Source organism: Acidovorax sp. SUPP1855 (assembly GCF_030158955.1).
Taxonomy (GTDB): domain Bacteria; phylum Pseudomonadota; class Gammaproteobacteria; order Burkholderiales; family Burkholderiaceae_C; genus Paracidovorax.
Window position 1 is genome coordinate 257,023 of the sequence record NZ_BQXI01000003.1, and the last position, 18,750, is coordinate 275,772.

General features: G+C 63.0%; 17 protein-coding genes and 1 tRNA gene. 8 read left to right on the plus strand and 10 right to left on the minus strand.

What is annotated here, in order from left to right; genetic code table 11:
* Nucleotides 1–49: 49 nt before the first annotated feature.
* The 4 genes from proB to rplU all read right to left on the minus strand — a co-directional run bounded on the left by proB (nucleotide 50) and on the right by rplU (nucleotide 3,048).
* Nucleotides 50–1,189 (minus strand): glutamate 5-kinase, encoded by a 1,140-nt coding sequence (gene proB / locus AVMA1855_RS04330; RefSeq protein WP_284424737.1) that lies wholly within the window; start codon nucleotides 1,187–1,189, stop codon nucleotides 50–52.
* Between the two features lie 81 nt (nucleotides 1,190–1,270).
* Nucleotides 1,271–2,341 carry an Obg family GTPase CgtA gene (gene cgtA / locus AVMA1855_RS04335; protein ID WP_284424738.1) on the minus strand — a complete coding sequence of 357 codons (1,071 nt, stop codon included), beginning with the start codon at nucleotides 2,339–2,341 and terminating at the stop codon, nucleotides 1,271–1,273.
* Nucleotides 2,342–2,464: 123 nt separating this feature from the next.
* Nucleotides 2,465–2,722, minus strand: a complete 258-nt coding sequence (gene rpmA, locus AVMA1855_RS04340) for a 50S ribosomal protein L27 (protein ID WP_272548923.1) — start codon at nucleotides 2,720–2,722, stop codon at nucleotides 2,465–2,467.
* Nucleotides 2,723–2,736: 14 nt separating this feature from the next.
* Nucleotides 2,737–3,048 (minus strand): 50S ribosomal protein L21, encoded by a 312-nt coding sequence (gene rplU, locus AVMA1855_RS04345; protein ID WP_092741307.1) that lies wholly within the window; start codon nucleotides 3,046–3,048, stop codon nucleotides 2,737–2,739.
* A 256-nt stretch (nucleotides 3,049–3,304) separates the two neighbouring features.
* Here rplU and AVMA1855_RS04350 point away from each other — a divergent pair, with 256 nt between their 5' ends.
* From AVMA1855_RS04350 to AVMA1855_RS04385, 8 genes are all read left to right on the plus strand, one after another.
* Nucleotides 3,305–4,234 carry a polyprenyl synthetase family protein gene (locus AVMA1855_RS04350; RefSeq protein ID WP_284424773.1) on the plus strand — a complete coding sequence of 310 codons (930 nt, stop codon included), beginning with the start codon at nucleotides 3,305–3,307 and terminating at the stop codon, nucleotides 4,232–4,234.
* Nucleotides 4,235–4,254: 20 nt separating this feature from the next.
* A tRNA-Pro gene (locus AVMA1855_RS04355) sits at nucleotides 4,255–4,331 on the plus strand.
* 113 nt (nucleotides 4,332–4,444) lie between these two features.
* Complete coding sequence (gene pilB, locus AVMA1855_RS04360; RefSeq protein ID WP_284424739.1) at nucleotides 4,445–6,175, plus strand: type IV-A pilus assembly ATPase PilB; 1,731 nt, start codon at nucleotides 4,445–4,447, stop codon at nucleotides 6,173–6,175.
* A gap of 20 nt (nucleotides 6,176–6,195) precedes the next feature.
* A complete protein-coding gene (locus tag AVMA1855_RS04365; RefSeq protein ID WP_272565514.1) occupies nucleotides 6,196–7,413 on the plus strand; it encodes a type II secretion system F family protein in 1,218 nt (405 codons plus the stop codon).
* Nucleotides 7,413–8,297, plus strand: coding sequence for a prepilin peptidase (locus AVMA1855_RS04370; RefSeq protein WP_284424740.1), 885 nt, complete (start codon nucleotides 7,413–7,415; stop codon nucleotides 8,295–8,297). The genes AVMA1855_RS04365 and AVMA1855_RS04370 overlap by 1 nt, the downstream gene beginning before the upstream one ends.
* Before the next feature lie 4 nt (nucleotides 8,298–8,301).
* Nucleotides 8,302–8,922: a dephospho-CoA kinase gene (gene coaE / locus AVMA1855_RS04375; protein WP_284424741.1), complete on the plus strand. Its 621-nt coding sequence runs from the start codon at nucleotides 8,302–8,304 to the stop codon at nucleotides 8,920–8,922.
* Nucleotides 8,923–8,985: 63 nt separating this feature from the next.
* Nucleotides 8,986–9,741 (plus strand): cell division protein ZapD, encoded by a 756-nt coding sequence (gene zapD / locus AVMA1855_RS04380; protein WP_272565520.1) that lies wholly within the window; start codon nucleotides 8,986–8,988, stop codon nucleotides 9,739–9,741.
* A 13-nt stretch (nucleotides 9,742–9,754) separates the two neighbouring features.
* A complete protein-coding gene (locus AVMA1855_RS04385; protein ID WP_272565521.1) occupies nucleotides 9,755–10,003 on the plus strand; it encodes a DNA gyrase inhibitor YacG in 249 nt (82 codons plus the stop codon).
* Nucleotides 10,004–10,043: 40 nt separating this feature from the next.
* Here the strand turns inward: AVMA1855_RS04385 and AVMA1855_RS04390 are convergent, their stop codons facing one another.
* The 6 genes from AVMA1855_RS04390 to secA form a co-directional block, all read right to left on the minus strand.
* Nucleotides 10,044–10,499, minus strand: coding sequence for an NUDIX domain-containing protein (locus AVMA1855_RS04390; RefSeq protein WP_284424742.1), 456 nt, complete (start codon nucleotides 10,497–10,499; stop codon nucleotides 10,044–10,046).
* Nucleotides 10,492–11,364: an ATP-binding protein gene (locus tag AVMA1855_RS04395; protein WP_284424743.1), complete on the minus strand. Its 873-nt coding sequence runs from the start codon at nucleotides 11,362–11,364 to the stop codon at nucleotides 10,492–10,494. Before AVMA1855_RS04395 ends, AVMA1855_RS04390 begins: the two co-directional genes overlap by 8 nt.
* A gap of 22 nt (nucleotides 11,365–11,386) precedes the next feature.
* Nucleotides 11,387–12,616, minus strand: coding sequence for a bifunctional glutamate N-acetyltransferase/amino-acid acetyltransferase ArgJ (gene argJ, locus AVMA1855_RS04400; protein ID WP_284424744.1), 1,230 nt, complete (start codon nucleotides 12,614–12,616; stop codon nucleotides 11,387–11,389).
* A 65-nt stretch (nucleotides 12,617–12,681) separates the two neighbouring features.
* Entirely contained in the window at nucleotides 12,682–14,019 is a 1,338-nt protein-coding gene (locus tag AVMA1855_RS04405; RefSeq protein WP_284424745.1) for an ABC transporter ATP-binding protein, read from the minus strand.
* Between the two features lie 17 nt (nucleotides 14,020–14,036).
* Entirely contained in the window at nucleotides 14,037–15,764 is a 1,728-nt protein-coding gene (locus AVMA1855_RS04410) for an ABC transporter permease (RefSeq protein ID WP_284393708.1), read from the minus strand.
* A gap of 152 nt (nucleotides 15,765–15,916) precedes the next feature.
* The gene (gene secA, locus AVMA1855_RS04415; RefSeq protein ID WP_284424746.1) at nucleotides 15,917–18,673 is read right to left on the minus strand and encodes a preprotein translocase subunit SecA; all 2,757 of its coding nucleotides are present in this window, start codon (nucleotides 18,671–18,673) and stop codon (nucleotides 15,917–15,919) included.
* Nucleotides 18,674–18,750 lie beyond the last annotated feature (77 nt).

An 18,750-nucleotide genomic window follows, 5' to 3' on the forward strand; every position in this document is an offset into this window, starting at 1 on the left:
GCTGCCTTCTCCGAAAGGAAAAGGCAGCCCGCAAGCCCATGCCTGTGCGTCAGGCGTTTGCCAGCACCATGTTGTCGCGGTGCACCATCTCCGGCTCGGCGACATACCCCAGCAACCGTTCGAATTCCGCCGAGGGCTTGCGGCACAGCAATCGCGCCTCCGCACTGGCGTAGTTGGCAAGCCCCCGCGCCACTTCCGCCCCGGTCTCGTCACGCACGGCGATGACGTCACCGCGAGAAAAATCCCCCTCCACGGCGGTCATGCCGATCGGCAGAAGGCTTTTTCCCTCGGTTCGCAGCTTGACCGCCGCCCCCATGTCCACGGTCACGGCGCCACGGAGCTGCAAATGGTCCGCCATCCATTGCTTGCGCGCCTGCTTTTTCTGCGTTTGCGCGACCAGCAGTGTTCCGATGGCTTCGCCCCGGGTCAGGCGCACGAGCACATCGGTCTCACGGCCCCACGCGATCACGGTGGAGGCGCCTGAGCCCGCGGCCCGCTTGGCGGCAATGATCTTCGTGATCATGCCGCCCCGGCCGATGCTGGAGCCCACGCCCCCCGCCATCGCCTCCAGGGCGAGATCGCCCGCCTGGGCTTCGTGCACGAACTGTGCGTCCGGATTGCGCCGTGGATCTGCCGTGTAAAGCCCTTTTTGATCCGTCAGGATGATCAAGGCATCGGCCTCCACCAGATTGGCCACCAACGCACCGAGCGTATCGTTGTCGCCGAACTTGATCTCATCCGTGACCACGGTATCGTTCTCGTTGATCACAGGCACCACGCCCAGGCGCAGCAGGGTGAGCAACGTGGACCGGGCATTCAAATACCGCTCCCGATCCGCCAGATCGGCATGCGTGAGGAGCACTTGCGCACTGCCCAGCCCTTGTTCCCTCAACTTGGTCTCGTACATCTGCGCCAGCCCCATCTGGCCGACCGCCGCAGCCGCCTGGAGTTCGTGGATCTCATGCGGACGCGTCGCCCAACCCAGGCGCTTCATGCCCTCCGCAATCGCGCCGCTGGACACCATGACCACCTCGCGCCGCCCACCCGATTCACCGCGCGCCAGCGCCGCCAGTTGGCGACTCCATTCACCGATGGCAGCCTCATCCAGGCCACGGCCCTCGTTGGTCACGAGACTCGACCCTACTTTGACGACAATGCGGCGCGCGTCGCGCAATATGCTGGAAACCATATGGACAGTATTGGCGTCGGCGCTGGATGGACAAGCGATGAACGCTATTGAATAAGTAGCAGGAGTAGCGAAGCAAACGGATCACTCGGGCCGATCGCCCACGAAACGTGGATCCACCTCTTCCGGCGTCTGTTCGGCCTTCTGCTGAACCTGCACATGCCGGTAAATGGCATGGATCAACGGCTCACAGCCCTCGCGCGTCAAAGCCGAAATCTCGAAAACAGGCCCCTTCCACTTGAACCGCTTCACGAAATCCCGGACGCGCGCTTCACGCTCTTCCTTGGGAACCATGTCCAGCTTGTTGAGCACCAGCCAGCGCGGCTTGTCATAGAGGCCTGCGTCGTATTTCTTGAGCTCGCCCACAATGGCCTTGGCTTGCGCAACAGGATCGACAGCGTCATCGAAAGGCGCCAAATCGATCACGTGCAACAGCAAACGCGTGCGCTGCAGGTGGCGTAAGAACTGGTGCCCGAGCCCCGCCCCTTCAGAAGCGCCTTCGATCAACCCAGGAATGTCGGCAACGACGAAGCTCTGTTCCGGCCCTACCCGAACCACGCCCAGATTGGGGTGCAACGTCGTGAAGGGGTAGTCGGCGATCTTGGGCCGCGCATTGGAAATGGCAGCGATCAAGGTGGATTTGCCGGCGTTGGGCATGCCTAGCAGACCGACATCAGCAAGCACCTTCAACTCCAGCTTGAGATTTTTCTTCTCGCCAGGCCATCCTGGTGTTTTCTGGCGCGGCGCACGGTTGATGGCGCTTTTGAACCGCATGTTGCCAAAACCTCCATCGCCACCCTTGGCGATGGTGATCACCTCGCCCGGCACCAACAGTTCATACAGCACTTCACCCGTCTCGGCATCGGTGATGATGGTACCCACCGGCATCTTCAACGTGATGTCATCGCCAGCAGCACCGAACATGTCGGAGCCCATGCCGTGCTCGCCGCGCTTCGCCTCGTGGCGGCGGGAATAGCGGAAATCCACCAGCGTATTCAGATTCGGCTCGGCCACGGCAAAGACATGCCCGCCCCGGCCGCCGTCGCCCCCATTGGGACCGCCGAACTCCTTGTACTTTTCGTGCCGGAACGACACACAACCATTGCCGCCGTCGCCGGCAGCAATGTCGATAAAGGCTTCGTCGACGAACTTCATGGGGATCCAGTTTACAAAACAGGGTTCGGAAAGCGACGCGATGCCGATTCATCCGGCAGCCAACACTTCCAAAACGACAAAGCCCCGACAGGTCGGGGCTTCGAAAGCATCAAGTGGCAGGCGTCAGGCCGGCGTCACATTGACGGTGTGCTTGGACAGTGCGCCCTTGGTGCCGAAGGACACGTGGCCATCGACCAGTGCGAACAGCGTGTGGTCCTTGCCCACACCGACGTTCGTGCCGGGGTGGAAACGCGTACCGCGCTGACGAACGATGATCGAGCCCGCGCTGATCAATTCGCCGCCGAAAGCCTTCACACCGAGCATCTTGGGCTTGGAATCGCGCCCGTTTCGCGTAGAGCCGCCGCCTTTTTTCTGTGCCATGACATCAGCTCCTTTTAACCGGCGATCGCACCGATTTGCAGTTCGGTGAACTGCTGGCGATGGCCTTGGCGTTTCTGATAGTGCTTGCGACGGCGCATCTTGAAGATGTGCACTTTGTCGTGCTTGCCGTGCGCCACGACGGTTGCCGTGACGGTTGCGCCGGACACCAGGGGGGTGCCAACCTTGATTTCAGCGCCGTTTCCGACGGCCAGAACCTGGTCGATCACAATTTCCTGGCCTACGTCCGCAGCAATCTGTTCTACTTTAATTTTTTCGCCGGAAGCAACGCGATACTGCTTGCCGCCGGTTTTTATGACCGCGTACATGTGAACCTCTTTGAATGGAGTTCTGCGGACGAATTTCCGCAGAGCCGGCGACTATAGCACGAGGCAACTTTTTTAGCCAGCCGGCCGCATCCGACCAGGCGGCAACCGGAAACGTCGTCTTTTGCGGTGGGCAAGCCAGGAGCGCCCGAGTCGGTACGAAGCGATTCCTATAATCCATTTTTCGTCGCTGCACACGCTCATCTTGTCCACCACCACCTCCAGCACCTCAGCAACCCTCGCCTTGATCGCCGACGACATGCACGAGGTGGACAAAGTCATTGCCGCCCGGCTGAATTCGTCAGTCTCTCTTGTGGGAGACATTGCCCGCTACATCATTTCCGCAGGTGGCAAGCGCCTGCGTCCCGCATTGCTTTTGCTGATGTGCGGCGCGCTCGGCTACAAGGGGCTTCAGCGTTTCAATCTTGCAGCGGTGGTGGAGTTCATCCATACCGCGACCTTGCTGCACGATGATGTGGTGGATGAGTCCACGCTGCGGCGAGGGCGCCCGACAGCCAACGAGAACTTCGGCAATCCGGCAAGCGTGCTGGTCGGTGATTTTCTGCACTCGCGCGCCTTCCAGATGATGGTCGATGCGGATGACATGCGCGTGATGCAGATTCTTTCAGAGGCCACCAATGTCATCGCCGAAGGAGAAGTGCAGCAGCTCATGAACACCCATGACGCATCGCTGGATGAGCAGGGCTATCTGGAGGTCATCCGGTCGAAGACGGCCAAACTCTTCGAAGCAAGCGCCCGGCTGGCAGCCATTCTTGCTCGCAGTTCTCCTGATGTGGAGAAAGCTTGCGCAGATTACGGTCAGGCGCTCGGCACCGCATTCCAGGTCATTGACGATGTGCTCGACTACGACGGCGACTCTTCAGAGATGGGGAAAAATCTGGGAGATGATCTTCGGGAGGGCAAAGTGACCCTGCCCCTGATCATTGCCATGCAGCGCGGCACCCAGGACCAGCGGCGCCTGATAGAAAACGCCATACAGACGGGCGCGGTGGAAGAACTCCCAGCCATCGTGCAAATTGTGAAGAGTACCGGGGCCCTGGAAGCAACTCGACTTGCCGCTGCGGCCCAAGCACAGCAGGCAGTCGATGCCGCAAGGCAATTGCCCTCCAATCGCTACACGGAAGGTTTGCTAGAATTGGCCTCGCAATTGCTGGAGCGGCGTCTGTAATTGCCTTGAAAACAACACATCGGGGTGTAGCTTAGCCTGGTAGAGCGCTACGTTCGGGACGTAGAGGCCGGAGGTTCGAATCCTCTCACCCCGACCACGTTGTTACACCTTCGTGGTTTCGCCGCACTCTACCCCGTTGATCCCATGGCCCGAACATCCGCGCGATGTTAGGATGGTTTCCTTTCCATCCACATTGATTCTGCTGGTTACATGGCCGTTGATACCGCACCCAAAGAAGGCGCCGCAATTGCCCTGCCAGGTCTAGGCCGGGCATTGATGTCAGCCGGCAAGCTGAGTCAAAAATCAGCCGAAGATATCTTTCGCAAGTCACAAGTCGGCAAAACGAGCTTCATTGCCGAGTTGACCGGGTCGGGGGCTGTTTCCTCTGCCGATCTGGCGCACACGGTTTCTGCCGTATTCGGTGCGCCCTTGCTGGATCTGGAAGCCATCGATCCCCTTCGGATTCCCAAAGATCTCCTGGATCCGAAGATCTGCATCGCCTATCGTGTTGTGGCCCTGAGCAAGCGCAACAACCGGCTGATCGTGGCCACCGCAGACCCCACCGACCAAGAGGCAGCGGAAAAGATCAAATTCACGACCCAGATGGGGGTGGACTGGATCATTGCGGAATACGACAAGCTCATCAAGCTGATCGAGGCCAATACCAAGTCGGTCAGCGAGTCGATGGAAAGCCTGTCGGGCGGGGGAGATTTCGAATTCGACGATGTCAAGGTCGAAGAAGCGCCTGAAAACTCGGACAGCGCCAACGACGTTGAAGATGCGCCAATCGTCAAGTTCCTCCACAAGATGCTTTTGGACGCGTTCAACATGCGTGCGTCCGATTTGCATTTCGAACCTTACGAACACCAGTACCGGGTGCGTTTTCGGATCGATGGCGAATTGCGTGAAATCGCTTCGCCCCCCATCGCCATCAAGGACAAGCTGGCCTCCCGGATCAAGGTCATTTCCCGACTGGATATTTCGGAAAAGCGCGTCCCACAAGATGGTCGCATGAAACTCAAAGTCGGCCCGGATCGGGTCATCGACTTTCGGGTGAGCACGCTGCCAACGCTCTTTGGCGAAAAAATCGTGATCCGGATTTTGGATCCCAGCAGCGCCAAGCTGGGTATCGATGCGCTGGGTTATGAGCCGGAAGAAAAGGAACGGTTGATGCATGCCATCGGCCGGCCTTACGGCATGATTTTGGTGACCGGGCCAACAGGGTCAGGGAAAACCGTTTCCTTGTACACCTGCCTGAACTTGCTGAATAAGGCAGGCGTCAACATCGCGACTGCGGAGGACCCCTCCGAAATCAATTTGCCTGGTGTCAATCAGGTGAATGTCAATGAGAAAGCGGGGCTGACCTTTGCCACTGCCCTCAAGTCGTTTCTGCGTCAAGATCCTGACATCATCATGGTCGGCGAAATTCGCGACCTTGAAACGGCGGATATTTCCATCAAGGCAGCACAGACGGGCCACTTGGTGCTGTCCACACTCCACACCAACGATGCTCCGACCACGCTCACCCGGATGCGCAATATGGGAATTGCGCCATTCAACATTGCGTCCAGCGTCATTCTGATAACAGCCCAGCGCCTGGCTCGCCGTTTGTGCCCGGTCTGCAAAGCACCCGCCGATATTCCACATGAAACCCTGCTCGAGGCAGGCTATAAAGAGGATGAAATCGATGGCACCTGGGTGACATATCGTCCGGTCGGTTGTTCCGCTTGCAACAATGGCTACAAGGGGCGGCTGGGCATTTACCAGGTCATGCCGATTTCCGAAGAAATTCAACGCATTATTTTGCGCGATGGAAGCGCCTTGGAAATTGCCAAGCAGGCCAAGGCCGAGGGGGTTCGCTCCTTGCGCGAAGCAGGCCTTCATAAAGCCAAGATGGGGCTGACCTCTCTCGAAGAGGTGCTGGCCGTCACCAACGAATAGCGCCAATCGCGAGGATCATTATGGCAACCGCCGCATCGAGGGATATCAAGGACTTCGTCTTTGAATGGGAGGGCAAGGATCGCAGTGGAAAGATTGTCCGCGGGGAAGTGCGCGCCGTAGGTGAAAACCAGGTCCAGGCGACCTTGCGCAGACAGGGTGTGCTGCCTACCAAGATCAAGAAGCGGCGCATGCGTTCGGGCAAGAAGATCAAGCCCAAGGACATCGCATTGTTCACGCGCCAGATGGCCACCATGATGAAGGCTGGCGTGCCGCTGTTGCAATCCTTCGATATCGTGGGCCGGGGCAATACCAATGCCAGCGTCACGAAATTGCTCAACGACATTCGCAGTGACGTGGAAACCGGGACGTCGCTGAATGCGGCCTTCCGCAAGTACCCGATGTACTTCGACAGCCTTTATTGCAACCTCGTTGAAGCCGGCGAGGCCGCGGGTATCTTGGAGGCGCTGCTGGACCGGCTTGCCATGTACATGGAAAAGACCGAGGCCATCAAATCGAAGATCAAATCGGCATTGATGTACCCCATTTCGGTGGTGATCGTTGCATTCGTCGTGGTCACGGTGATCATGATCTTTGTGATCCCCGCATTCAAGGAAGTATTTACTTCCTTTGGCGCTGAACTGCCGGCACCTACGCTCCTCGTGATGGCCATGAGCGAGGTATTCGTCAAATGGTGGTGGCTGATTTTTGGCGTATTGGGCGGCGGATTTTATTTCTTCATGCAGGCGTGGCGCCGCAGCGAAAAAGTACAGATGTTCATGGACCGTCTGTTGCTGCGGCTTCCGGTGTTCGGGTCCTTGATCGATAAATCATGCGTTGCTCGCTGGACCCGGACGCTGTCCACCATGTTCGCCGCAGGGGTTCCTCTGGTTGAAGCCTTGGATTCGGTGGGCGGCGCCTCTGGCAATTCCGTGTATGCCCTCGCTACGGAACGAATCCAGCAGGAAGTCTCGACAGGGACGAGCTTGACGGCTGCCATGGGCAATGCCAACGTGTTCCCTTCCATGGTGATCCAGATGTGCGCCATTGGCGAAGAATCCGGCTCCATCGACCACATGCTGGGCAAAGCCGCAGACTTCTACGAGGCCGAAGTGGATGAAATGGTCGCGGGGCTGTCCAGCCTGATGGAGCCCATCATCATCGTGTTCCTGGGTACCATCATTGGGGGCATCGTGGTTTCGATGTATCTGCCGATCTTCAAACTGGGCCAAGTCGTCTGATGGAACTGGGACCCTGGGGAGACGCTTCGGTACTCGGCATTTTGGGTCTGCTGATCGGTAGCTTCCTGAATGTCGTGATCCATCGCTTGCCGAAGATGATGGAGCGGCAGTGGGCTGCAGAATGCGCTGACTTTGCCGCCATGGCGAACAAGGATGCGGCCTCCACGGAGGCGCCAGTGGCGCCGGTGGAATCCTTCAACCTCTGGACGCCGGCGTCGCGGTGCCCTGCCTGCGGGCATGCGGTGCAGTGGTATGAAAACATCCCGGTCCTGAGCTATCTGTGGCTTCGCGGACGGTGCTCCGCCTGCAAAGTGCGGATCAGTCCCCGATATCCTTTGGTCGAACTGGCCACGGGCGGTCTTTTCTTCTTTTGCGGCTGGCATTGGGGCACGACACTCACCGCAGTGGCCTGGTGTGGATTTTCCGCCGCGCTGATTGCTCTGGCGTTCATCGACTGGGACACCACGCTGCTGCCCGATGACATCACGCTGCCCTTGCTCTGGGCGGGCCTCATCGCTTCCGCAATGCAGTGGACCACCGTTCCGCTGTTCAGCGCAGTCATGGGGGCCGTGGGAGGCTACCTGTCCCTATGGACGGTGTATTGGGCCTTCAAGCTCGCGACAGGCAAGGAAGGCATGGGCCATGGCGACTTCAAGCTCTTTGCAGCACTCGGTGCCTGGTTCGGCTGGCCGGCGCTGGTGCCGATCATTCTCATTGCGTCCGTCATCGGAGCGTTCATTGGCATCGGCATGAAATTCGCCAGCCAGTTGCGCGAAGGCGGATACGTTCCTTTCGGACCGTTCCTGGTCGGCTCAGGACTCGCAGCCATGGTGTTCGGGCCGGAAACGATCCTGCAAGGGCTACTGCGCAGCCTGGGGCTTTGAGCCCATGGCGACCGGAACGCGGCCCGCTCTGCGCCTGGGGTTGACCGGCGGCATCGGCAGCGGGAAAAGCACAGTGGGCCAAATGCTGGCGGACCAGGGTGCTGCGCTCATCGACGCCGATCGGCTTTCGCGCCAGGTGACGGCACCAGGGGGGGCGGCCATCGAACCCATCCGCACCGCGTTCGGCGACGCCTTGATCGATGCGCACGGTGCGATGGATCGCGACCGCATGCGGGAACGCGTGTTCACGGACCCGGCGGCGCGTCAGCGCCTGGAGCGCATCGTCCACCCGCTGGTGGCCCTGGCAACGCAGGAAGCCGCTTCGCGCGCCGTGCAAAGCGGTGCGGCCCTGATCGTCTTCGACATCCCGCTGCTGGTCGAGTCTGCCCGCTGGGCGCAGCAGCTGGACCAAATTCTCGTGGTGGACTGCACCCCCGAAACCCAGATCCTCCGGGTGCAGCAGCGCAGCGCCCTGACGCGCGAGACGATCGAAGGCATCATGGCGTCCCAAGCCCCCCGGGCGATCCGGCAGGCGGCAGCGGACATGGTGGTCTACAACGACGGGATCTCGCTGCAAGGGTTGCGAGCTGACGTCCTTCAGATCGCCCAGCGGTTCGGGCTATGATGCCCGGCATATCGGACGCGCGAAGCTGGCAGCGCCAGCCGTGTGCCCCAGGAACCCTGCAGCGTGATCCTTTACGAATATCCCTTCAACGAACGACTGAGAACCTACCTGCGGCTCGAGCAGCTGTTTCGCCGCCTGGGTGAGTTGATTCCGCGCCAGCATCCCCTGGACCACCACTACGCACTGGTGACGGTCTTCGAAATCATGGATGTCGCGGCGCGCGCCGATCTCAAATCGGATGTGCTCAAGGATCTGGAAAAGCAGAAGCACCAGCTGGATGGCTACCGGGGCAACCCTTCGATTTCCGAAGCGGTTCTGGACGGCATCATCGCGCAGCTCGATCGGTGCTTTGCCGGGTTGAATGCGCAGACGGGCAAGGCAGGGCAGGCCCTGGCGGAAAACGACTGGCTGATGAGCATCCGCAGCCGGGTGGGCATTCCCGGGGGAACCTGCGGCTTCGATCTGCCGGCCTACTACGCCTGGCAGCACCATGCCCCCCAGCAGCGCCAGCAGGATCTGGAAGCCTGGGCGACCACCCTCGCCCCCCTGGCGGAGTCGTTGTATGTCCTCCTGAAGCTGCTGCGTGATTCGGGCGTGCCCCAGAAGGTGGCCGCGGACCATGGGCAGTTCCAGCAGACCCTGCCCCAGGGCCGCACCTTCCAACTGCTGCGCCTTCGCATCGATCCTTCCCTGGACCTGATCCCGGAGATCAGCGGCAACCGCCTGATCGTCTCCGTGCGGCTGATGCGCCAGCATGATGACGGCAAGCTGCATGCCGCCAACGAAGATGCCGCGTTCGAACTGACCTTGTGCGCCTGAGCGCCCGTTGACCATGAGCCGTTCTCAGCCGCGTTCGCCGGCCCCCTCCAACGCCAAGTACGTGACGTGCCCGGCCTGCCGTGGCGAGAGCCTCTACGGCCCCAGCAATCCCTTCCGGCCGTTTTGCAGCGAACGCTGCAAGCAGATCGACCTGGGGGCCTGGGCGAGCGAAGAATTCCGCGTGCCGACCGAACCACCGACCCAAGACCCCGACCTGGGCGACGGGCTTCCGCACATTCCGCCGGGTGCCTGGGAAAAATAGCCCCCAGGACATATGTTTCTAGGGCGTTTAGCTATTATTTTTATAGCTGATTGATCGTGGAAGGGTCAAAGGTCTCTCCCCGCTCCTGGGCCAGCCACTCCAGTACGGGATAAGCGCCCGGCAGTACGGGCGAGACCTGCAGGGGCCACTGCTGCCAGGCCATGGTCTGGCCCTCGCGCATTTCGAAGTCGCCCTGCCATTCCCACACCTTGCACCAGTGCAAGCGAACAAGCGCATGGGGATAGTCGTGCTCCGTCACCTTCCAGACGGATGCCGCACCGATGGTGACGCCCAGCTCCTCGATCAACTCGCGCCGCAAGGCCTCTTCCACGGTCTCCCCGGCCTCCAGCTTGCCGCCAGGAAACTCCCAGTACCCGGCGTAAGGCTTGCCCGCAGGCCGGGTGGACAGCAGCATGGCGCCATCCGCACGCAGCAGGATGCCGACCGCCACGTCGGTGTGCGTTCTGGCGTCGACAGGGGCCACGGGATCAGCCATGCTGGCGCCCCGCATAGTCCCGCGCGAACTGGTAGGCGACCCGGCCGCTGCGCGATCCGCGCTCCAATGCCCAGACCAGAGCCTGGGGGCGCGCTGCGGCAATCTCCGCATCCGCGACACCCAGGAAGGAAAGCCACTGCTCCACGATGGCCAGGTATTCGTCCTGGCTAAAAGGGTAGAAGCTGACCCACAGGCCGAATCGTTCGGACAGCGAGATCTTTTCTTCCACCACCTCGCCCGGGTGCACCTCACCATCTTCCGTGTGGGTATAGGACAGGTTTTCCTTGTGGTACTCGGGCAGCAGGTGGCGGCGGTTGCTGGTGGCATACACCAGCACGTTGGGCGTGGAAGCCGCCACCGATCCGTCGAGAATCGACTTCAGCGCCTTGTACCCCGGCTCGCCCTCTTCAAAGCTCAGGTCATCGCAGTAGACGATGAATTTCTCGGGCCGATCCGCCACGATCTCCACGATGTCGGGCAGGTCCGTCAGATCGGCCTTGTCCACCTCGATCAGGCGCAGCCCCTGAGGCGCATAGGTATTGAGGCACGCCTTGATGAGGGAGGACTTGCCCGTCCCGCGGGCGCCCGTCAGCAGCACGTTGTTGGCCGGCCGGCCTTCCACGAACTGCTGGGTGTTGCGCTGGATCTTTTCTTTCTGGGCATCGATTTCCTTCAGATCGTCCAGACGCATGCCCCCCACATGGCGCACGGGCTCCAGCGCACCGTGGCCGCCGCTGCGCTTGCGATAGCGCCACGCGATGGCACGGGACCAGTCCGGCGCGGTCAGGGCCTGAGGCAGCACCGATTCGATGCGGGAGATCAATTGCTCCGCACGGAGCATCAGGTGTTCGAAGGTGGCGGTCATAAGCGCTGCTGGAGGCCCGGATTCAGGAACGATAGTCGGCGTTGATCGTCACGTACTCGTGGCTGAAATCGCAGGTCCACACCGTTTCCGCGGCATCGCCACGGCCGAGGCCCACGCGCACGGTGATCTCGCTTTGCTTCATCACGCGCTGGCCGTCTTCCTCGCGGTAGCTGGGGTTGCGCCCGCCCTTCGTCACCACATGCACATCGTCCAGGTGCAGCTCGATGAGGGTCTGGTCGAGATCGGTGATGCCGGCATAGCCCACCGCCGCCAGGATGCGGCCCAGGTTGGGGTCGCTGGCGAAGAAGGCCGTCTTGACGAGCGGCGAATGCGCGATGGCGTACGCCACCAGTTGGCATTCTTCCGCCGTCTTGCCGCCCTCGACGCGGACGGTGATGAACTTCGTGGCGCCCTCGCCGTCACGCACGATGGCCTGTGCCAGCTTCTGCGCGACGTCCAGCATCGCGGCCTTGAGCGCCTGGCCCTCGGCGCTGTCCAGCGACACGATGGGCGCATGCGCGGCCTGCTGGGTGGCGATGGCCACGAACGAATCGTTGGTGGAGGTGTCGCCGTCGATCGTCACCCGGTTGAACGAACGGTCGGCCAGTTCGCGCAGCAACGGCTGCAACAGCGCGGGTTCGATGCGCGCATCCGTGGCCAGAAAGCCCAGCATGGTGGCCATGTTGGGGCGGATCATGCCCGCGCCCTTGCTGATGCCCGTCACCGTCACGATGGCGCCGCCGATCTGCACCTGCCGGCTGAAGGCCTTGGGCAGCGTATCGGTGGTCATGATGCCTTCGGCCGCCTGCGCCCAATGGCCAGGCTGCGCGTCCGCGATGGCAGCGGGCAGGCCGGCTTCGATGCGGTCGACGGGCAGCGGCTCCATGATCACCCCGGTGGAAAACGGCAGCACCTGCGAAGGCGACAGGCCCAGCAAGCCGGCCGCAGCCTGGCAGGTGGACCGTGCGCGCGCCAGCCCCTCGGCACCCGTGCCCGCATTGGCATTGCCGGTATTGACCACGATGGCGCGGATGGCCTGGCCGCCCGCCAGGTGCTCGCGGCAGACCTGCACAGGGGCCGCGCAGAAGCGGTTCTGCGTGAACACGCCGGCCACGGTCGCGCCTTCGTCGATCAGCAGCACCGTGAGGTCGCGGCGATTGGCCTTGCGCACCCCGGCCATGGCCACGCCCAGGCGCACGCCGGGCACAGGATGCAAGTCAGCGGGATTCGGCGCAATCAGGTTCACGGGCATGGCAGTGGGTCTCGGCGGGTAAGGGGGGAAAGAAGAAGGAAGGTCAACGGCGAAAACTGCCGATTCTAGGACGTGGCTTTTGGCGCGGCCTGGCTGGCATCGCCATCGGGCAGGTGGATCAGTCCGGTGTGGAAATCGTATTCGAACACTTCGCCATAGCGGCCCCATTCGATGACCGTGCGCAGCACCTGTTCGGCCTGGGCCTCGTCCAGGCTTTCGTGCAGCAGGCGCAGGAACGGCTTTTCCGGCAACTCGCCCGCAGGGTCTTGCTCCAGGCTGTGCCGCATGTGGGCCGCCAGCGGAACATGCGCGAGCAGCTGCTGGCCGAACAGGGTCTGCCGCACGGTGTTGGGCGCCTGCACGTAGCGCTGGCCCAGCGCGGTCAGGTGCAGGTCACCGTCGGCCAGCTGCGCAAACCCCAGCAGGGCCAGCGCCTGGGCCAGAACCAGCAGTTCGTCATCGGCCAGTTCCGCGTCTTCGGCCATGCGCGGCAGGTCGGCCCGGCCGTCGAAAGGCGCCTCGGACAGCCGCTCGAGCAGCCCTTCCATCCGACCGACATCGGCGGCCGGCAACTGGTCGGCCAGGGGCCTGCGGGACGGCTCGGCGGCTGGGCGGCCCGCGCCCGGCTGGCGCGCCGTCATGAGCCCGTAGACCTCGTCGATGAGGGCCCGCACCTCGGGGCTGTCGGGGTGGCGCGGGCGAGGCAACTGGATCGCCAGCTCGGCGCGCACGCGGCCCGGGTTACTGGCGAAAATCAGCACCCGGTCGGCCATGAGCACGGCCTCTTCGATGTTGTGCGACACGATGAGCATGGCGCGGGTAGGCATGCTGCCGCTGCCCCACAGCTCCAGAATGTCGTCGCGCAGCCGTTCGCCCGTCAGCACGTCCAGGGCCGAAAAGGCCTCGTCCATCAGCAGCACTTCGGGCTCCACCACCAGGGCGCGCGCAATGCCCACGCGCTGGCGCATGCCGCCCGACAGTTCGCGCGGCAACGCGCCTTCGAACCCGGACAGCCCGATCAGCTCGATGGCGGCGGCGGCCCGCCGTGATCGTTCGGCGGGGGCCACCCCCCGGGCCTCCAGGCCCAGCTCCACGTTCTGCTGCACCGTGAGCCACGGAAAGAGCGCGAACGACTGGAACACCATGGCGATGCCGCGCGCCGGGCCGTACAGCGGCTGGCCCCGGTAGCGAACATCGCCGGCATCCACCGGAACCAGGCCCGCCAGGATGCGCAGCAGCGTGGACTTGCCCGACCCCGACTGCCCGAGCAGCGCGACGATCTCGCCCTCCTGCAGCACGAGATCGACCCCCTCCAGCACCGAACGCGCGGTGCCGTCGCTGGAGCGAAAAGACTTGCCCACCTGGGCCAGCTCGGCGATGGGGGACATGGGAGAGGTTTCCATGGGTTCGGTTCCAGGCGTCAGGAGTGCATGCGGTTTTCGGCCATCGCGTAGAGGCGCCGCCACACGAAATGGTTCATGCCCATGACGAAGACGCACATCACGCCGATGCCCAGCGCGATGCGGGGAAAGTCGCCGATCGCCGTCATGTGGGCGATGTAGCTGCCCAGGCCATCGGCCTGCAGCGTGGTGTCGCCCCAGGTCACGTATTCGGCCACGATGCTCGCATTCCACGAGCCGCCGCTGGCCGTGATCGCACCGGTGACGAAGCTGGGAAACACCGCCGGCAGCAGGTAGCGCTTCCAGCGCAGCCAGCCCGACAGCCCCAGATTCTGTGCGGCATAACGCAACTCCGACGGCACGCTGGAAGCCCCGGCGATCACGTTGAAGAGCAGATACCACTGCGTGCCCAGCACCATCAGCGGCGCCAGCCAGAGGTTCGGATCGAGGTGCCAGCGCACGATCAGCACCACGGCCAGCGGGAACATCAGGTTGGCCGGAAAGGCCGCCAGAAACTGCGCCACGGCCTGCAACCGGCCCGCCCAGCGCGGATTCATGCCGATCCAGACGCCCACCGGCACCCAGACCACCGCCGCCAGCAGGATCAGCACGACCACGCGCACCAGCGTGTACGTGCCGAGCACGAAGACATGGCCCACCTCGTGCCAGCCCACCTCGCTGTGGATGAAGCGCACGAGCCAGATCACCGCCAGCATCACCGCCGCCGCCAGCAAGGCATCGCCCGCGCGCGTCAGGGCGGGATGGGGCACGGAGGGGCGTGCACGGATCGAGGTGCCATCGTGGCGCCGACGCAGCCGCGTGAGCGACCACTCCAGCGGCACCACGAACAGCGCCACCACCCGCTTGAGCTGCGACGTGCGGCGCATCCAGGACAGCAGCCAGGAGGTCGGCTGGGCTTCGCTGCCGCCCTCCTCGAACCGGAATTTGTCGGCCCAGGCAATGAGCGGGCGAAAGAACAGCTGGTCGTACAGCACGATGCCCACCAGCATGCCCACGATCGCCCAGCCGATCGCGCCCAAGTCGCGCGCCTCGATGGCCAGGGCGATGTACGAGCCCACGCCCGGCAGCTTGATGTCCTGGTGCGATACCGAGATCGCCTCCGACGCCACCACGAAGAACCAGCCGCCGGACATGGACATCATCATGTTCCACAGCAGCCCTGGCATGGCGAAGGGCAGCTCCAGCCGCCAGAAGCGCTGCCAGCCCGACAGCTGGAACACCGCGGCGGCTTCGCGCAGTTCGGCCGGCACCGTGCGCATGGACTGGTACAGGCTGAAGGCCATGTTCCAGGCCTGCGAGGTGAAGATGGCGAAGATCGCCGCGCACTCGACGCCGAAGAGGTTGCCCGGGAACAGCGCGATGAACCCCGTCACGGTGATCGACAGGAAGCCCAGGATCGGAATGGACTGCAGGATGTCCAAGAGCGGCACCATCACCCGCTCCGCCGTGCGGTACTTGGCCGCCAGCGCCGCGAAGAGGCAGGCAAACACCAGCGATGCGCCCAGCGCGATGAACATGCGCAGCGTGGTGCGCAGCAGGTAATACGGCAGCATCCACGGATCGAGCGACAGCGGCAGCACGTCGCCCACTTGGTAGGGCCTTGCCATCTGCGAGCCGCCCCAGGCCAGGGCGAAAAGCACGGCCAGCACCAGGGGTAGCAGGGCCCAATCCCATCGGTTGCCGGTGGCCTGAACCACCTGCCGCGGGAAAAACCGCTTGTCGATCATCCTTGCGCCCTTCTCCCTGTGACGCGAAACAGCCTAGCAGCGGCCCGTGACAAGCCGAAGACGAAGCCCCCACTGCTGCAGCCCGCCTCGCCCCATCCCTGCGCGCCCGGGGCACAGGCATCCCGCCCCGCGATCAGGGCGGTGCCGCATGGTCAGTCCAGACGGCCGTGGCAGCTCTTGTACTTCTTGCCGCTGCCGCAAGGGCATGGGTCGTTGCGGCCGACACGGGGCACTTCGCCCGCGAGCAAACCGGCCGCCATGGCCGCCTCGGAGCGGACCTCCACCTCACCGGTTTCGGTGGGGGCGGTGTAGGTCACATTGGCAATCTTCTCGGCACGGCTTTCCAGGGCCTCGGCGGCCTCGTCCAGCTGGGCAGGCGACTGCACCTGCACCGTCATCAGGATCTTGGTCACTTCGTTCTTGACCTGATCGATCAGTTGGCGGAACAGCTCGAACGCCTCGCGCTTGTATTCCTGCTTGGGCTGCTTTTGCGCGTAGCCGCGCAGGTGGATGCCCTGGCGCAGGTAATCGAGGGCCGCCAGGTGGTCGCGCCAGTTGGAGTCGAAGCTCTGCAGCAGCACCGCGCGTTCGAACTGGTTGAAATTCTCCTGGCCCACCAGCTCCAGCTTGGCCTGGAAGGCGGCCTTGCCTGCGGTGAGCACCTTTTCCAGGATCTCGTCGTCGGTGATGGCGTGCGCGCTGTCCACTTCCTGCTTCAGAGGCAACTGGATCTGCCAATCCTCGGCCAGCGACTTCTCGAGCGCCTGCAGGTCCCACTGCTCCTCGACCGATTCGGCCGGCACGTACTGGCGCACCAGATCGGTCAGGCAGTCTTCCTGCATGTTGGCGATCAGGCCGGACAGGTCGCTCGCGTCCAGGATCTCGTTGCGCTGCTGGTAGATCACCTTGCGCTGATCGTTGGAAACGTCGTCGTACTCCAGCAGCTGCTTGCGGACATCGAAGTTGCGCGCCTCGACCTTGCGCTGCGCCGACTCGATGCTGCGCGTGACGATGCCCGCTTCGATGGCCTCGCCATCGGGCATCTTGAGGCGGTCCATGATCGCCTTCACGCGGTCGCCGGCGAAGATGCGCATCAGCGAATCATCCAGGCTCAGGTAGAACCGCGAAGAGCCAGGGTCGCCCTGGCGACCCGAGCGGCCCCGCAACTGGTTGTCGATGCGGCGGGACTCGTGGCGCTCGGTCGCAATGATGCGCAGGCCACCCAGTTCCTTGATCTTCTCGTGGTCGCGCATCCACTGCGCGCGCACCTCGGCCACGCGGCTTTCCTTGGTCGCCTCGTCGAGCGACTCGTCGCTCTCGATGGCGGCCAGCGCCTTTTCGATGTTGCCGCCCAGCACGATGTCGGTGCCGCGGCCCGCCATGTTGGTCGCGATCGTGATCATGCCGGCACGGCCGGCCTGGGCCACGATGTCGGCCTCGCGGGCATGCTGCTTGGCGTTCAGCACCTGGTGCGGCAGGTTTTCCTTTTGCAGCAGCTGGTCGATGATTTCGGAGTTCTCGATCGACGTGGTGCCTACCAGAACGGGCTGGCCGCGCTCATGGCACTCGCGGATGTCCTTGATCGCCGCTTCGTACTTTTCGCGCGTGGTCTTGTACACGCGGTCCAGCTGGTCGTTGCGCTTGCTCGGGCGGTTCGGAGGAATCACCACGGTTTCCAGGCCGTAGATTTCCTGGAATTCATAGGCCTCGGTGTCGGCCGTTCCGGTCATGCCCGCCAGCTTCTTGTACAGGCGGAAGTAGTTCTGGAACGTGATGGATGCCAGCGTCTGGTTCTCGGCCTGGATGCCCACGCCTTCCTTGGCCTCGACAGCCTGGTGCAGGCCTTCGCTCCAGCGGCGGCCCGACATGAGGCGGCCGGTGAACTCGTCCACGATGACGATCTCGCCTTCCTGCACCACGTAGTGCTGGTCGCGGTGGTAGAGGTGGTTGGCCCGCAGCGCCGCATACAGGTGGTGCATGAGCGTGATGTTGGCCGGGTCGTAAAGCGATGCGCCTTCGGCGATCAAGCCGCGGCTGGCCAGCACGCGCTCGGCGGTTTCGTGGCCCTGCTCGGTGAGGAACACCTGGTGCGTCTTTTCGTCGAGCGTGAAATCGCCCGGCTTGGTGACGCCCTCGCCGGTGCGCGGATCGGCCTCGCCCTCTTGGCGCACCAGCAGCGGCACCACCTCGTTCATGGCGATGTACATCGCCGTGTGGTCTTCGGCCTGGCCGCTGATGATGAGTGGCGTGCGCGCCTCGTCGATCAGGATCGAGTCCACCTCATCGACGATGGCGAAATTCAGCCCGCGCTGCACCCGGTCGCGCGACTCGTACACCATGTTGTCGCGCAGGTAGTCGAAGCCGTACTCGTTGTTGGTGCCGTAGGTGATGTCGGCCTGGTAGGCGGCCTGCTTTTCCTCGCGCGGGGCCTGCGGCAGGTTGATGCCGACGGTCAGGCCCAGGAAGTTGTACAGGCGCCCCATCCACTGCGCATCGCGGTTGGCGAGGTAGTCGTTGACCGTCACCACGTGCACGCCGTCGCCGGACAGCGCATTCAGGTAGACCGGCAGCGTGGCGGTGAGCGTCTTGCCTTCGCCGGTTCGCATTTCCGAAATCTTGCCGTAATGCAGCGCCATGCCGCCCAGCAACTGCACGTCGAAGTGGCGCATTTTCATGATGCGCTTGGAGCCTTCGCGCACCACGGCGAAAGCCTCTGGCAGCAGGTCGTCCAGCGATTCGCCTTTGGAGACGCGTTCCTTGAACTCGGCGGTCTTGGCGCGCAGCGCCTCGTCACTCAGCTTTTCGTAGTCGGGCTCCATCGCATTGATGCGGGCCACCGTCTTGCGGTATTGCTTGAGGAGCCGGTCATTGCGGCTGCCGAATAATTTGGTGAGGAAATTGGTGGCCATGCGAGCAGGACCGCGCCGCGTGCCCGAAGGCGTACGGCGCGACCAGAATCCCTAAAGAAGAAGTGAGTTCAGGTGGG

What these genes read in the sequence shown, in the direction of transcription:
- AVMA1855_RS04385 (WP_272565521.1), top strand. Translation starts at nt 9,755, where the DNA reads ATGAGCCGTTCTCAGCCGCGTTCGCCGGCCCCCTCCAACGCCAAGTAC.
- secA (WP_284424746.1), bottom strand. Translation starts at nt 18,673, where the DNA reads ATGGCCACCAATTTCCTCACCAAATTATTCGGCAGCCGCAATGACCGG.
- AVMA1855_RS04370 (WP_284424740.1), top strand. Translation starts at nt 7,413, where the DNA reads ATGGAACTGGGACCCTGGGGAGACGCTTCGGTACTCGGCATTTTGGGT.
- proB (WP_284424737.1), bottom strand. Translation starts at nt 1,189, where the DNA reads ATGGTTTCCAGCATATTGCGCGACGCGCGCCGCATTGTCGTCAAAGTA.
- AVMA1855_RS04410 (WP_284393708.1), bottom strand. Translation starts at nt 15,764, where the DNA reads ATGATCGACAAGCGGTTTTTCCCGCGGCAGGTGGTTCAGGCCACCGGC.
- argJ (WP_284424744.1), bottom strand. Translation starts at nt 12,616, where the DNA reads ATGCCCGTGAACCTGATTGCGCCGAATCCCGCTGACTTGCATCCTGTG.
- AVMA1855_RS04390 (WP_284424742.1), bottom strand. Translation starts at nt 10,499, where the DNA reads ATGGCTGATCCCGTGGCCCCTGTCGACGCCAGAACGCACACCGACGTG.
- cgtA (WP_284424738.1), bottom strand. Translation starts at nt 2,341, where the DNA reads ATGAAGTTCGTCGACGAAGCCTTTATCGACATTGCTGCCGGCGACGGC.
- AVMA1855_RS04395 (WP_284424743.1), bottom strand. Translation starts at nt 11,364, where the DNA reads ATGACCGCCACCTTCGAACACCTGATGCTCCGTGCGGAGCAATTGATC.
- rplU (WP_092741307.1), bottom strand. Translation starts at nt 3,048, where the DNA reads ATGTACGCGGTCATAAAAACCGGCGGCAAGCAGTATCGCGTTGCTTCC.
- AVMA1855_RS04350 (WP_284424773.1), top strand. Translation starts at nt 3,305, where the DNA reads ATGCACGAGGTGGACAAAGTCATTGCCGCCCGGCTGAATTCGTCAGTC.
- AVMA1855_RS04365 (WP_272565514.1), top strand. Translation starts at nt 6,196, where the DNA reads ATGGCAACCGCCGCATCGAGGGATATCAAGGACTTCGTCTTTGAATGG.
- coaE (WP_284424741.1), top strand. Translation starts at nt 8,302, where the DNA reads ATGGCGACCGGAACGCGGCCCGCTCTGCGCCTGGGGTTGACCGGCGGC.
- pilB (WP_284424739.1), top strand. Translation starts at nt 4,445, where the DNA reads ATGGCCGTTGATACCGCACCCAAAGAAGGCGCCGCAATTGCCCTGCCA.
- rpmA (WP_272548923.1), bottom strand. Translation starts at nt 2,722, where the DNA reads ATGGCACAGAAAAAAGGCGGCGGCTCTACGCGAAACGGGCGCGATTCC.
- AVMA1855_RS04405 (WP_284424745.1), bottom strand. Translation starts at nt 14,019, where the DNA reads ATGGAAACCTCTCCCATGTCCCCCATCGCCGAGCTGGCCCAGGTGGGC.